The organism is Pseudomonas sp. JUb42 (assembly GCF_024807945.1).
Taxonomy (GTDB): Bacteria; Pseudomonadota; Gammaproteobacteria; order Pseudomonadales; family Pseudomonadaceae; genus Aquipseudomonas.
Genome location: NZ_JANUFD010000002.1, coordinates 427142 through 440017, shown reverse-complemented (window position 1 = coordinate 440017; position 12876 = coordinate 427142). Strand labels below are relative to the sequence as shown.

Genomic DNA, 12876 nt, shown 5'->3' with positions numbered 1-12876 from the left:
CGTCCTTGAGGAGTAATTTTATGAGTTTGAATCCAAGAGACGTCGTGATTGTCGACTTCGGTCGCACTCCGATGGGCCGCTCCAAAGGTGGCATGCACCGCAATACCCGTGCCGAGGACATGTCCGCGCACCTGATCAGCAAGCTGCTGGAGCGCAACAACAAGATCGATCCGGCCGAAGTCGAAGACGTGATCTGGGGCTGCGTCAACCAGACCCTGGAGCAGGGCTGGAACATCGCCCGCATGGCCTCGCTGCTGACCCAGATCCCGCACACCTCGGCGGCCCAGACCGTCAGCCGTCTGTGCGGCTCGTCCATGAGCGCGCTGCACACTGCCGCGCAGGCGATCATGACCGGCAACGGTGATGTGTTCGTCATCGGTGGTGTCGAGCACATGGGCCACGTCGGCATGATGCACGGTGTCGATCCGAACCCGCATATGTCCCTGTACGCGGCCAAGGCCTCGGGCATGATGGGCCTGACGGCCGAGATGCTCGGCAAGATGCACGGCATCACCCGTGAGCAGCAGGACGCCTTTGGCGTGCGTTCGCACCAGTTGGCCCACAAGGCCACGGTCGAAGGCAAGTTCAAGGACGAGATCATCCCGATGCAGGGTTATGACGAGAACGGTTTCCTCAAGGTCTTCGACTACGACGAAACCATTCGCCCGGAAACCACCCTGGAAAGCCTCGCGGCGTTGAAGCCGGCCTTCAACCCGAAAGGCGGTACAGTGACGGCCGGTACTTCCTCGCAGATCACTGACGGCGCTTCGTGCATGATCGTCATGTCGGCCCAGCGTGCCCAGGACCTGGGGATCCAGCCGATGGCGGTGATCCGCTCCATGGCCGTGGCGGGTGTGGACCCGGCGATCATGGGTTATGGCCCGGTCCCTGCTACGCAGAAAGCCTTGAAGCGTGCCGGCCTTGGCATTGCCGATATCGACTTCTTCGAGCTCAACGAAGCTTTCGCTGCACAGGCCCTGCCCGTGCTGAAAGATTTGAAAGTGCTCGACAAGATGAACGAGAAGGTTAACCTGCACGGCGGTGCCATTGCCCTGGGTCACCCGTTCGGTTGCTCCGGCGCCCGTATTTCGGGCACTTTGCTTAATGTCATGAAGCAGAATGGCGGCAACCTCGGTGTTGCAACCATGTGCATCGGTCTGGGCCAGGGTATTTCCACGGTCTTCGAGCGGGTCTGATTCGTTCGAGTGACACAAGCCGGGGCCAGGTGCCCCGGCTTTTGTATTTTTGTAAAAAAATAAATTGAAGTTTTTTTTCGTGTCTTGTGAGGGCCGCAATATGAAGTTACAGCCAGGTCTCTACCGCCATTACAAAGGCCCCGAGTACCGCGTTTTCAGTGTCGCCCGACATTCCGAGACCGAGGAAGAAGTGGTTTTCTATCAAGCCCTGTATGGTGATTACGGCTTGTGGGTACGGCCGTTGAACATGTTTCTGGAGTCAGTCGAGGTTGACGGCGAACAAGTGCCGCGCTTTGCTTTGGTCCAGGCCGAACCCAGTCTGTTTTCCAAGGGTTGAGGCGAGTTCGCACAACAGCCTGTGCTTGACCTCACCTTGTAGCCACTATATATAGCGGGGCCTCGACATCTGGCTCCAACTGTCATTCATATCTAGATTCAGGAATTTTCTGATCCATGGGCAAATCGCTGGTCATTGTGGAATCCCCGGCTAAGGCCAAGACCATCAACAAGTATTTGGGCAACCAGTACGTGGTGAAGTCGAGTATCGGCCATATCCGAGACCTGCCCACCAGCGGTTCGGCCAGTGCCGCCAAAGAGCCTGCTGCCAAGCGTGGCAAGGCCGCCGTGGGCGAAGGTCCGGTACTGACGCCTAAAGAGAAGGCTGCCAAGCAGCTGGTCTCGCGCATGGGCGTCGATCCTGAGCACGGCTGGAAAGCCAAGTACGAGATCCTTCCCGGCAAGGAGAAGGTGATCGAAGAGCTGCGCCGTCTCGCCAAGGATGCCGACACCATCTATCTCGCAACGGACTTGGATCGCGAGGGGGAAGCCATTGCCTGGCACCTGCGCGAAGCCATCGGTGGCGATGACAGCCGCTACAAGCGCGTGGTGTTCAACGAAATCACCAAGAAGGCCATCCAGGAAGCGTTCTCGCAGCCCGGCGAGCTGGATATCGATCGGGTCAACGCCCAGCAGGCGCGGCGTTTCCTCGACCGTGTGGTCGGCTACATGGTCTCGCCGCTGCTTTGGGCGAAAATTGCCCGTGGCCTGTCCGCTGGTCGTGTGCAATCGGTGGCGGTGAAACTGGTCGTGGAGCGTGAGCGCGAGATCCGTGCGTTCAACCCCGAAGAATATTGGGAAGTCCACGCCGATCTGGGCACCGCCAAGGGCGCCAACGTGCGCTTCGAAGTGGCCCGCGAGAACGGCGAAGCCTTCAAGCCGCTGAACGAAGCCCAGGCCATGGCAGCGCTGGAGAAGCTCAAAGCCTCCGCCTACAACATCGCCAAGCGTGAAGACAAACCGACCAGCAGCAAGCCGTCGGCACCCTTTATCACCTCGACGCTGCAGCAGGCCGCGAGCAACCGCCTGGGCTACGGCGTGAAGAAGACCATGATGATGGCTCAGCGCTTGTATGAAGCGGGCTACATCACTTACATGCGTACCGACTCCACCAACCTCTCAGCCGATGCCGTGAGCATGGCTCGTGACTACATCGAGAACGAATTCGGCAAGAAGTACCTGCCGGAGTCGCCGAACGTCTACAGCAGCAAAGAGGGCGCCCAGGAGGCGCACGAAGCGATTCGTCCGTCCGACGTCAACACCCACCCGAGCAAGCTGACGGGCATGGAGCGTGACGCCGAGCGCTTGTACGAGTTGATCTGGCGCCAGTTCGTGGCCTGCCAGATGCCGCCTGCGCAATACCTGTCGACCACCGTCAGCGTCATGGCCGCAACCTTCGAGCTGCGCGCCAAGGGTCGTATCCTCAAGTTCGACGGTTACACCAAGGTGTTGCCGCAGATAACCAAGCCGGGCGACGACGATGTTCTGCCTGACATGGCCCAGGGCGACAACCTCAAGCTGATTAAGCTCGATCCGACACAGCACTTCACCAAGCCGCCTGCGCGTTACTCCGAGGCAAGCCTGGTCAAGGAAATGGAAAAACGCGGTATCGGCCGCCCATCGACCTACGCGGCGATCATTTCGACCATCCAGGACCGTGGCTACGTGGCGTTGCACAACCGCCGCTTCTACTCCGAAAAGATGGGCGATATCGTCACCGAGCGTCTGTCCGAGAGCTTCTCCAACCTGATGGACTACGGCTTTACCGCCGGTATGGAAGAGAACCTCGATGATGTGGCCCAGGGCGAGCGTGACTGGAAGAGCGTGCTCGACGAGTTCTACGGTGACTTCAAGAAGAAACTCGAAGTAGCCGAAGCGCCGGACAGCGGCATGCGCGCCAACCAGCCGGTCATGACCGACATTCCGTGCAAGGTCTGCGGTCGTCCGATGCAGATTCGTACTGCGTCCACCGGTGTATTCCTCGGTTGCTCGGGCTACAGCCTGCCGCCGAAAGAACGCTGCAAGGCCACGGTCAACCTCACCCCTGGCGACGAGATTGCCGAGGATGACGAGGGTGAGTCGGAATCTCGCGTACTGCGTGGCAAGCATCGTTGCCCGATCTGCAGCACGGCGATGGACGCCTACCTGCTGGACGAGAAACACAAGCTGCACATCTGCGGTAACAATCCGGATTGCTCCGGCTATGAGATCGAAGAGGGCACCTACCGCATCAAGGGTTACGAAGGCCCGAGCGTTGAGTGCGATAAGTGCGGCGGCGAAATGCAGCTCAAGACCGGCCGTTTCGGCAAGTTCTTCGGCTGCACCAACTGCAAGAACACCCGCAAGTTGCTGAAAAGCGGCGAAGCGGCGCCGCCGAAGATGGACCCGGTGAAGATGCCAGAACTCAAGTGCGAGAAGGTCGACGACACTTATATCCTGCGTGATGGTGCTTCGGGTCTGTTCCTGGCTGCCAGCCAGTTCCCGAAAAACCGCGAGACCCGTGCACCGCTGGTCATGGAGATCGTGCCGCACAAGGCTGAGATCGATCCTAAGTATCACTTCCTCTGCGATGCACCGCAGAAGGATCCTGACGGTCGTGCAGCGGTGATCCGCTACAGCCGCAAGAGCAAAGAGCAGTATGTGCAGACCGAATTGGAGGGCAAACCGACTGGTTGGCGCGCCTTCTTCGACGGCAAGGCCTGGCAGGTTGAAGACAAGCGTTGATCGCTGACCGGTTAAATGGCTGAATGGACCCTCGGTGTACCCGTTACACCGAGGGTTTTTTATTTCAGGGGTGTGCTCGTCCCCCAACTTTAATGAGGCTGCCGCCATGGCCCACGAACTCTATACCCGCACCAACCAGAAGATTTACTTTGCCGGCCTCTCCCTGGAGGCCCTGGGCAAGGCTCAGGAGGGGCGGGCGATCAACTCTCAGGCGTTGTTGCAAGCCGAGCGCGAATCGGCCCTGTTCCACCTGTATGGCGCCTTGCTGGGCTTGTGCCATGAGATTGCCGGCTTTTATCGCCTGCCCCAGGCCAATTCCCCGCGTGCGGAAGACCTGCTGACGCCGGAAGTCCTCAAGACAGTGCAGATTCCGGAAATGGCCGAGCTGATCGAACTGGCCGGGCAGTCCGAGACCTGGCTGGCACGCCTGCTGAGCGCTTATCGCTCGCTGTACCTGCCGCCGAGTGCGCCGAAGAAGCCGAAAGGCGATGTCACTCAGCCGTTGATCGTTGCGGTCAATCTGGACGATGAACCGGAAGTGGAATTGACCCGCGAAGAGCTGGAAAGCTGGCGCCAACAGCTCAAGGGTCTGGCAATACGCTTCCGTGAAGGCTTGAGTGAATGCTGAGGCCGGACGACTACCGGGGTACGGTCAGGGACAGTGAGCTGCTACAATGCGCGCCTTTCGCGGAGAATTGTCCTGATGCCCACCTCTTTTCTTGAAATTGTCGAATTGCCTGACGGCCGTATCGAGTTGCGTCGCGCCGAAGACGAGGGCGCCTTGGTGACCCTTAACTTCTCCGAAGACGCCAAGGTTTTCCTGCACGGCCAGCATGTTGAAGTCGCCAAGGCGATGTTGAGCATGGGCGTGCAGATGGCTGGGCGTCTGGCAGAAGGCGATATCGAGAAGGACGGCGGGCCGCGGGTTTTGCACTAAGTCTACTGGCACCGCGCTCTTTTAACGTGCGGCTATAGATTTGAAATAAAACTCGTGGGAGCGAATTCATTCGCGAAAGCGGCGGCTCGGGCGCTGGAGATGCGTTGAGTGTACTGGCCTATTCGCGAATGAATTCGCTCCCACAATTCGCTCCCACAATTTGCCCCGGCGCTCGCCAGCTATTAGCCCAATCGAATATTCAGACTCTGCGCATCGCCGATTCGCGCGGCGGTGATCAGTTGCTGGCGCGAGGTTGAGTTGAGCGGGTTGATCCAACTGACCACGGTGTGGCTGCGGCCCAGGCGCAGGACTTCACGGGTCAGTTCCAAAGCGCTTTGAGTGCCACGGGGTTGCAGCAGCAGGATTCGCTCGCGATTGAGGCCGGCGTCCCGCAGCCAGGCCTGGGTCAGGCTCGATGGCGGCGCAATCAGCGTCAGCCAGCGCGAACCCTGGTCCTGGCTCAGTTCGCGCAGGACCGGAGCCATCAGGCTCAGGCAGCTCCCCGCCGCGCCGCGCAATGACAGCTCACTGAACACTTCCGGCTCGTTGGGCCAGTTTGTCTCGACCACGTCTTGCAGGTCCGGGGCGATAATGGGCTGGGCCATGAATACCTCGAACAGTGGCAGTTGGGCATGCGGTGCTTGGAGGAACTGCATAAACGTCTCCTTAACGGCGAATGACGCCGACACTCAAACCTTCGATCACCAGTTCCTGCTCCTTGAGGTTGACCTCAATCGGCGCGAAGTCGGGGTTCTCGGCAATCAACCAGACCTTGCTGCCTTCGCGCTTGAAGCGCTTGACCGTCACCTCGTCACCGATGCGGGCGACGACGATCTGGCCGTTGCGGGCCTCACGGGTGGTGTGTACGGCGATCAGGTCGCCGTCAAAGATACCGACGTCCTTCATGCTCATGCCGTGCACCCGTAACAGGTAATCGGCACTGGGATGGAAAAACGCAGGGTTGATGTTGCAGGATTCTTCTATGTGCTGTTGAGCGAGGATCGGCGCACCGGCGGCGACACGGCCGATGATCGGCAGGCCGGCTTCCTCGGCCTTGGCTTCGAAGCCGGGGATGCGAATGCCACGGGAAGCACCCGGGGTCATTTCGATGGCGCCTTTACGGGCCAGGGCCTTGAGGTGTTCTTCCGCCGCGTTGGGGGACTTGAAGCCCAGCTCCTGAGCGATCTCCGCGCGAGTAGGCGGGTAGCCGTTGTCTTCGAGGCAGCGTTTGATGAAGCCCAGAATCTCGGCTTGGCGTGGCGTCAGTTTGATCATGTCGGGCGCTCTGTCTTTTTATACAGTGACTGGGATTATATACAGTGAACGCGCCTTGGCAATCGTCGTTTTCGATCCGTTGGTCGGCGCAACGTTATGACGCCTCGTTCAAGGGGGCATGCGGCAGTCTGCAGTGCCCGTCTTGTATGGTTGAATACGTGACTGCGCGGCCAGATAATGAACAGCCGGGCTTGACAATCCACCTGTATGATACGTATGTTTCAAACAAGTGTTTGTCAGGCAGAGACCCATGGCCCAGTCGGAAACCGTTGAACGCATCCTCGATGCAGCTGAGCAGCTGTTCGCAGAAAAAGGCTTTGCCGAAACTTCATTGCGCCTGATTACCAGCAAGGCCTCGGTCAATCTGGCGGCGGTGAACTATCACTTTGGTTCCAAGAAGGCGCTGATTCAGGCAGTGTTCTCACGCTTCCTCGGGCCGTTTTGCATCAGCCTCGATCGCGAACTCGAGCGCCATCAGGCTAAGCCTGAACACAAGCCGACCCTGGAAGAACTGCTGGAAATGCTCGTGGAGCAGGCTCTGGCCGTGCAACCGCGCAGCAATAACGACCTGTCGATCTTCATGCGCCTGCTGGGCCTGGCCTTCAGTCAGAGTCAGGGTCACCTGCGGCGTTATCTGGAAGACATGTACGGCAAGGTGTTCCGCCGCTACATGACCCTGGTCAACGAAGCTGCACCGCGTATCCCGCCCATCGAATTGTTCTGGCGTGTGCACTTCATGCTCGGTGCTGCGGCGTTCAGCATGTCCGGGATCAAGGCGCTGCGCGCCATTGCCGAGACCGATTTCGGCGTCAATACTTCCATCGAACAGGTCATGCGCCTGATGGTGCCGTTCCTCGCCGCTGGCATGCGTGCCGAAACCGGCGTGACCGATGCCGCGATGATCTCCGCGCAACTACGCCCGCGCAGCAAAAGCACCTCCAGTGCGCCGAGCGTCGCCAAGGCCTGAGATTGCACCTGACTCAATGATCAAGCACCATGCCCGGATTGTTTTGGTAGGGTGAGTTACAGATATGAGTTCTGGCCTGCAAGGCTCGCTGATGGTGGATGTCGCCGGTACCTGGCTGACTGCTGAAGACCGTCAATTCCTGCGCCACCCCGAAGTGGGTGGCCTGATCATTTTTGCCCGCAATATCGAGCATCCGCGTCAGGTTCGTGAGCTGAGCGCGGCCATTCGTGCCGTTCGCCCGGATCTGTTGCTGGCGGTGGACCAAGAGGGCGGACGCGTCCAGCGCCTGCGCCAGGGCTTCTTGCGTCTGCCAGCGATGCGGGCGATCGCCGATAACCCCGATGCCGAGCAGCTGGCCGAGCATTGCGGCTGGCTGATGGCGACTGAGGTACTGGCCGTGGGCCTGGACCTGAGTTTCGCCCCGGTGCTGGACCTGGACTATCAGCGCAGCGCCGTCGTCGGCAGCCGCGCCTTCGAAGGCAACCCTGAGCGCGCTGCGCTGTTGGCCGGTGCCTTTATCCGTGGCATGAACGCTGCTGGCATGGCCGCGACCGGCAAGCATTTCCCTGGGCACGGCTGGGCCGAAGCCGATTCCCATGTGGCGATTCCGGTCGACGAACGCAGTCTGGCGGACATTCGCGCCAATGACCTGGTGCCGTTCGCCCGCTTGAGCAACCAGCTGGCGGCGGTCATGCCTGCCCATGTGATCTACCCGCAGGTCGATGCCAGCCCCGCCGGTTTCTCCCGTCGCTGGTTGCAGGACATCCTGCGCGGCGAGCTGGGCTTTGACGGGGTGATCTTCAGTGATGACCTGTCCATGGCCGGTGCCCATGTGGTCGGTGATTCCGCCAACCGTATCGAAGCGGCTTTCAGCGCCGGTTGCGACATGGGTCTGGTCTGCAATGACCGCGCCTCTGCCGAACTGGCCCTGAGTGCGGCCCAGCGCCTGAAAATCACTCCTTCGCCGCGCATTGCGCGCATGCGCGGCCAGGCCTATGCCACCACCGAATATCGCCAGCACCCACGCTGGCTGGCCGCGCTGTCTGCACTGCGCGATGCCCAACTGATTGATTAAGGATTACCCATGACTGTTTACGCGATTATCGGCGGCACTGGCCTGACCCAGCTCGATGGCCTGCATATCCGCCAGTCCCTGCCGATGAATACGCCCTATGGCGCGCCGTCGGGGGATATTCAGCTCGGTGAGTACGCTGGGCGCGAGGTGATGTTTCTCGCTCGCCACGGCCATCCGCACCGTTTTCCGCCGCATCAGGTGAACTACCGGGCCAATATCTGGGCCTTGAAGCAGGCGGGTGCCGAAGCCATTCTGGCAGTGAACGCCGTGGGCGGGATTCATCCGGCCATGGGCACCGGGCATTTCTGCGTGCCCCATGACCTGATCGACTACACCAGCGGGCGCCAGCACACCTTCTTCGCTGACGATCTGGAACAGGTCACCCATATCGATTTCAGCTACCCCTACAGCGAAGCGCTGCGGGCGCGTCTGATCGCGGCGCTGGCGGCGGAAAGTTGCCAGTTCAGTGATCGCGGCGTGTACGCCTGCACCCAGGGCCCGCGCCTGGAAACCGTGGCCGAGATCCTGCGCCTGGAGCGTGATGGCTGCGATATCGTCGGCATGACCGGTATGCCCGAGGCGGCATTGGCTCGCGAGCTGGAACTGGAATACGCCTGTCTGGCCCTGGTGGTGAACCCGGCGGCGGGCAAATCGGCGGCGGTGATTACCATGGCCGAGATCGAACAGGCGCTGCATGACGGTATGGGCAAGGTCAAGGCGACGCTGGCGCGGGTGCTCTCCGCCTACCCGTTGGAGCGAGGCTTGCCCGCGAACTGAACGCTGCGGTCTTTCAGATACCCGGCGTCGTTTCCTTCGCGGGCAAGCCGCGCTCCCACAGGAGTCAGCGATACCGGGCAATCGTGCAGCAAGCACTGAACCCGTTGGAGCGAGGCTTGCCCGCGAACTGAACGCTGCGGTCTGTCAGAGGCACCGCGTCGTTTTCTTCGCGGGCAAGCCACGCTCCCACAGGAGTCAGCGATGCGGCGCAATCGTGCAGCAAGCCTCGCTCCTATAGGAATTAGCGCTTGGCTTTCTTTGGTGGCAACGGCAGTGGCGCAAACAGCGCCGCGATATCTTCGCTTTGCAGCTTCCAGTCGCCGGTGCTGCGGCCATCGAGTACGCCTGCGGCCAGTGCTGACTTTTCCTGCTGCAGGCGCTGAATTTTCTCTTCCACCGTGCCCCTGGCAATCATCTTGTAGACGAACACCGGCTTTTCCTGACCGATGCGATAGGCGCGGTCGGTGGCCTGGTTTTCTGCGGCCGGGTTCCACCACGGGTCGTAATGGATCACGGTGTCGGCGGTGGTCAGGTTCAGGCCCGTGCCGCCAGCCTTGAGGCTGATCAGGAAGATCGGCAGCTTGCCTGCCTGGAAGTCATGCACCGGGGTGCGGCGATCGCGGGTGGCGCCGGTGAGCAGGGCGTAGCCGATATTGCGCTGTTTCAGCTCGGCCTCTATCAGGGTCAGCATCGAGGTGAACTGGGAGAACAGCAGGATCTTGCGACCTTCGGCGATCAGTTCCTCGATCATCTCCATCAGGCTCGCCAGCTTGGCCGAGCTGCCGTGGCGCGGGTTGATCGGCGTGTCGTTGACCAGGCGCAGGTCGCAGCAGACCTGGCGCAGCTTGAGCAGGGCTTCGAGGATGATGATCTGGCTGCGGGCCACGCCCTTGCGGCTGATTTCGTCGCGAACCTTCTTGTCCATGGCCAGGCACACGGTCTCGTAGACATCGCGCTGTGCGTCGTTGAGATCGACCCAGTGGATGATCTCGGTCTTGGGTGGCAGCTCGGTCGCTACCTGTTCCTTGGTTCGGCGCAGCAGGAACGGCTTGATACGGGCGTTCAGGTGATGCAGGCGCTCGACGTTGCCGTGCTTCTCGATGGCACTGCGGTAGTTGCTGTTGAATTCCTTGCTGCTGCCCAGCCAGCCCGGCATCAGGAAGTGGAACAGCGACCACAGCTCGCCCAGGTGGTTTTCCAGTGGTGTGCCGCTCAGGCACAGGCGTTGCCGCGCATTGAGCTCACGGGCGGCCTGGGCGGCCTTGCTGTTGGGGTTCTTGATGTACTGGGCTTCGTCGAGAATCAACACATGCAGCGGCTGCCTGGCGAGGATTTCGACGTCCCGGGGCAGCAGGGCATAGGTGGTCAGAATCAGGTCGTAGTCGGTCAGGTTGGCCAGGTCCTGATGGCGATTGGCGCCGTGCAGGGCGAGCACGCGCAACTGCGGCGTGAAGTGTTCGGCTTCGTCCATCCAGTTGGGGATCAGGCTGGTGGGCATCACCGCCAGGGCCGGGCGATCCAGGCGTCCGGCCTGCTTCTCGATCAGGAGGTGGGCCAGGGTCTGCAGGGTCTTGCCCAGGCCCATGTCATCGGCCAGCACACCGCCCACCTCCAGCTCGCGCAGGGCCTGCATCCAGCTCAAGCCTTCCAGTTGATAGGGCCGCAGCGTAGCGTTGAGGTCGGCAGGGACGCTGACTGCGGCGTCCTTGATTGAAGCCAGGCGGTCGGCGAACTGCCTTACCCGGTCACCGCCTTGCCAGGTCAGCGGGATCTCATCCAGCTCGGTCAAGCGCGTGGCGTCGGCGTTGTTCAGGCGTACCGAGGTATTGCCGTCTTCGCGCCAGTAGAAATCGCCGAGGGTGGCCAGTACCGGTTTGAGTCGGCCGTAGGGCAGGGCGACCTGTACCGGACCGCCGCCGCGTTGGGTGAAATGGTTGAGCTGGACCAACAACTGTTCGTCGTCACGGCGCTTGGCGATACCGGCGGCGCTCATCAATTCCGGATGGCTGCGCAACAGGTTGATCAGGATCGGCAGCAGGCTCAGGCGTTCGCCGTTGACGATGATGCCCAGCTCCAGGTCGAACCAGTCGCGCTGCGGTTCTTCGTCGACCACCGCATACCATTCTTCGACCGGGGTGACATCGAAGGCGAAGTGCTCATCGATCTCGATTTCCCAGTTCTGCTCCTGCAGGCGCGGCAGGTCGTTGAGCACGAAGTGCAGCCAGGCCTTGTCGTTGGGCAGCTCGAACATGTCCCCGGCGCTGTCGGGCAGGGCCTTGCTCTGCCGTGTGGCGACCTTGAAACCCAGGTCATGCAGCATCTGCCGGTACTGGCGCTCGATCTCGCCCTGGCGACGGATGCGCAGGGTTTCGGTTTCCCGGTGTTCGAGAATATCGCTCTTCTGGTTGACCAGATCACTGCCCAGGGAACTGACCAGCACGCTGACATTGGCCGTGCCGATGGCGTAGTGCCCGGCATAGTTGAACGCCAGCGCGGCACGATGCTGCATATGTCGCTGCATGCGGCCGTTACGCGGTTCGTAGGCACTGAACTCGATGCTGGCCAGGATCAGCCGCGGGCGCGGGATCAGGGTGTCGACCAAACGTTCCGGCAGCACCGGGGCCGGCTCGATACGTCGGGCTATCGCTGCGCTCAGGGCATGGTCGATGGCGGCCATGACTTGCGCCTGATTCTGCGGCTGTTGCAGGAAGTACAGGGCGGCGGCGGCGTGCTTGCAATTGCTGCCCACCGGGCAGGTGCAGCGGCAATTGAGGAAGGAGGTGAATTTGTCCGGGTCGCGGAATTTCAGGGTCTGTCGATAGCTGTTGCTACCTGAGCCTTCGCACACTGTGCTGACGGTCCCGGCATCGATCTCCTTGAGCCTGATGCGTTGTTGTCGGGCATAGCTCTGCCCGCGCTCAAGGGTTTGAGCGGTAAAGAATTGCGTCCAGGCCGAGGCCAGGACTTTTTCAAGGATGGACGACACCGTTCAGAACAGCCCTACGCCGAAGCGATACACAAAAGGGCAAGGAGCGCCCAGTGCGCTCCCTGATGAATTACAGGGGCGAGACTTTCACCAGCATGGCCAGGCTGCCGTTGTCCATAAAGGTCAACTCGCCGTTCTTGACCCGTGCGCTCTGGCTCATGCGTTCGCTGCTGAGCAGCACGCCGTGGGCATCGAGGCGGTTGACCCAGAACTCGGCGGCGATGTCGGTAAAGCGCGACAGGCCCAGGCTCAGGGTGCCCTCGATGGGAAAGTGGCCGAATTGCTCCTGGCCGCTGCTGATGGCCATTTTAACCGGATCGGCCTTCAGCTCCTGTTGCCAGGCACGATGCAGCAGCACCTGGTACTTGCCACTGGCGGTGAGCTTGTTGGCCATTTCGCCCAGCGCCGGGCTGCGTTCGTTCTCGGCGCTCAAGTGACTGGCGTTGGCCGACCAGTTCTCCGGCGCGTACTGCAAGGGGGCCGCAGGTTCGTCGAGCTGGCGGAACAGGATCATCTCGACCTGATAGTTGCCATCGGCGAAAGCCGCAGGCGCAATCAGCACCAGCAGCAGGAACAACGGGCGGAGCAAACGCATGGGTGAAT

The 12876-nt window shown here is 61.0% G+C and carries 12 protein-coding genes; 8 read left to right on the top strand and 4 right to left on the bottom strand.

Annotated features, from left to right (window positions below; translation table 11 throughout):
• The first annotated feature begins 20 nt into the window (after positions 1–20).
• The 5 genes from fadA (at position 21) to M2401_RS05830 (ending at position 5193) form a co-directional block, all read left to right on the top strand.
• The gene (fadA, locus tag M2401_RS05850) at positions 21–1196 is read left to right on the top strand and encodes an acetyl-CoA C-acyltransferase FadA (protein ID WP_259100644.1); all 1176 of its coding nucleotides are present in this window, start codon (positions 21–23) and stop codon (positions 1194–1196) included.
• A gap of 100 nt (positions 1197–1296) precedes the next feature.
• The gene (locus tag M2401_RS05845; protein ID WP_259100642.1) at positions 1297–1533 is read left to right on the top strand and encodes a DUF1653 domain-containing protein; all 237 of its coding nucleotides are present in this window, start codon (positions 1297–1299) and stop codon (positions 1531–1533) included.
• Between the two features lie 116 nt (positions 1534–1649).
• Positions 1650–4256 carry a type I DNA topoisomerase gene (gene topA, locus M2401_RS05840; RefSeq protein ID WP_259100640.1) on the top strand — a complete coding sequence of 869 codons (2607 nt, stop codon included), beginning with the start codon at positions 1650–1652 and terminating at the stop codon, positions 4254–4256.
• Between the two features lie 106 nt (positions 4257–4362).
• Positions 4363–4884 (top strand): DUF6586 family protein, encoded by a 522-nt coding sequence (locus tag M2401_RS05835; RefSeq protein WP_259100638.1) that lies wholly within the window; start codon positions 4363–4365, stop codon positions 4882–4884.
• 75 nt (positions 4885–4959) lie between these two features.
• Complete coding sequence (locus M2401_RS05830) at positions 4960–5193, top strand: hypothetical protein (RefSeq protein ID WP_259100636.1); 234 nt, start codon at positions 4960–4962, stop codon at positions 5191–5193.
• Between the two features lie 182 nt (positions 5194–5375).
• Here M2401_RS05830 and sulA read toward each other — a convergent pair whose 3' ends face one another.
• A complete protein-coding gene (sulA, locus tag M2401_RS05825; protein WP_259100634.1) occupies positions 5376–5849 on the bottom strand; it encodes an SOS-induced cell division inhibitor SulA in 474 nt (157 codons plus the stop codon).
• A gap of 10 nt (positions 5850–5859) precedes the next feature.
• Positions 5860–6468 (bottom strand): transcriptional repressor LexA, encoded by a 609-nt coding sequence (lexA, locus tag M2401_RS05820; protein WP_259100632.1) that lies wholly within the window; start codon positions 6466–6468, stop codon positions 5860–5862.
• 250 nt (positions 6469–6718) lie between these two features.
• Here lexA and M2401_RS05815 point away from each other — a divergent pair, with 250 nt between their 5' ends.
• The 3 genes from M2401_RS05815 to M2401_RS05805 all read left to right on the top strand — a co-directional run bounded on the left by M2401_RS05815 (position 6719) and on the right by M2401_RS05805 (position 9287).
• Positions 6719–7435, top strand: coding sequence for a TetR/AcrR family transcriptional regulator (locus tag M2401_RS05815; RefSeq protein ID WP_259100630.1), 717 nt, complete (start codon positions 6719–6721; stop codon positions 7433–7435).
• Positions 7436–7511: 76 nt separating this feature from the next.
• A complete protein-coding gene (nagZ, locus tag M2401_RS05810) occupies positions 7512–8510 on the top strand; it encodes a beta-N-acetylhexosaminidase (RefSeq protein WP_259100834.1) in 999 nt (332 codons plus the stop codon).
• A gap of 9 nt (positions 8511–8519) precedes the next feature.
• Complete coding sequence (locus M2401_RS05805; protein WP_259100628.1) at positions 8520–9287, top strand: S-methyl-5'-thioinosine phosphorylase; 768 nt, start codon at positions 8520–8522, stop codon at positions 9285–9287.
• Positions 9288–9528: 241 nt separating this feature from the next.
• On the opposite strand, the gene M2401_RS05800 is transcribed toward M2401_RS05805, so the two are convergent.
• Positions 9529–12273 carry a DEAD/DEAH box helicase gene (locus M2401_RS05800; RefSeq protein WP_259100626.1) on the bottom strand — a complete coding sequence of 915 codons (2745 nt, stop codon included), beginning with the start codon at positions 12271–12273 and terminating at the stop codon, positions 9529–9531.
• 70 nt (positions 12274–12343) lie between these two features.
• Positions 12344–12868, bottom strand: coding sequence for a peptidoglycan binding protein CsiV (locus M2401_RS05795; protein WP_259100625.1), 525 nt, complete (start codon positions 12866–12868; stop codon positions 12344–12346).
• Positions 12869–12876: the final 8 nt, after the last annotated feature.

What these genes read in the sequence shown, in the direction of transcription:
- M2401_RS05815 (WP_259100630.1), top strand. Translation starts at nt 6,719, where the DNA reads ATGGCCCAGTCGGAAACCGTTGAACGCATCCTCGATGCAGCTGAGCAG.
- fadA (WP_259100644.1), top strand. Translation starts at nt 21, where the DNA reads ATGAGTTTGAATCCAAGAGACGTCGTGATTGTCGACTTCGGTCGCACT.
- M2401_RS05835 (WP_259100638.1), top strand. Translation starts at nt 4,363, where the DNA reads ATGGCCCACGAACTCTATACCCGCACCAACCAGAAGATTTACTTTGCC.
- topA (WP_259100640.1), top strand. Translation starts at nt 1,650, where the DNA reads ATGGGCAAATCGCTGGTCATTGTGGAATCCCCGGCTAAGGCCAAGACC.
- M2401_RS05830 (WP_259100636.1), top strand. Translation starts at nt 4,960, where the DNA reads ATGCCCACCTCTTTTCTTGAAATTGTCGAATTGCCTGACGGCCGTATC.
- M2401_RS05805 (WP_259100628.1), top strand. Translation starts at nt 8,520, where the DNA reads ATGACTGTTTACGCGATTATCGGCGGCACTGGCCTGACCCAGCTCGAT.
- M2401_RS05845 (WP_259100642.1), top strand. Translation starts at nt 1,297, where the DNA reads ATGAAGTTACAGCCAGGTCTCTACCGCCATTACAAAGGCCCCGAGTAC.
- lexA (WP_259100632.1), bottom strand. Translation starts at nt 6,468, where the DNA reads ATGATCAAACTGACGCCACGCCAAGCCGAGATTCTGGGCTTCATCAAA.
- sulA (WP_259100634.1), bottom strand. Translation starts at nt 5,849, where the DNA reads ATGCAGTTCCTCCAAGCACCGCATGCCCAACTGCCACTGTTCGAGGTA.
- M2401_RS05795 (WP_259100625.1), bottom strand. Translation starts at nt 12,868, where the DNA reads ATGCGTTTGCTCCGCCCGTTGTTCCTGCTGCTGGTGCTGATTGCGCCT.